Origin of the sequence: Penaeicola halotolerans (assembly GCF_016464625.1) — a bacterium.
Lineage (GTDB): Bacteria > Bacteroidota > Bacteroidia > Cytophagales > Cyclobacteriaceae > Penaeicola > Penaeicola halotolerans.
In genome coordinates this window covers 1-250 of record NZ_JAEAGO010000154.1, presented here as the reverse complement: position 1 = coordinate 250, position 250 = coordinate 1, and the positions used below count along the sequence as shown (strand labels likewise).

Annotated in this window: 1 protein-coding gene; it reads left to right on the top strand. The window is 39.6% G+C overall.

Annotated elements, in window-relative coordinates:
* Positions 1-250 (top strand): hypothetical protein (locus I5349_RS13935; RefSeq protein ID WP_226391380.1); only part of this gene is annotated, 250 nt, incomplete at both ends.

Genomic DNA, 250 nt, shown 5'->3' with positions numbered 1-250 from the left:
ATAGATATACACCTATATTCTTTAGCAGGACTTACGATATCCTTTGGTCTGTTCGTGGACAATGCCATCATCATGATCGATCACCTGCTTAAGTATAAAAACAGAAAGGTGTTTGTGGCCTTACTAGCAGCGTCACTGACGTCTGTAGCGGCACTTTTGGTGGTCTTTTTTCTACCAGAACAGGATCAACAAAACCTGCTTGACTTTTCTAAAGTAGTTGCCAATACTTTATCAGTTTCATTATTGGTAG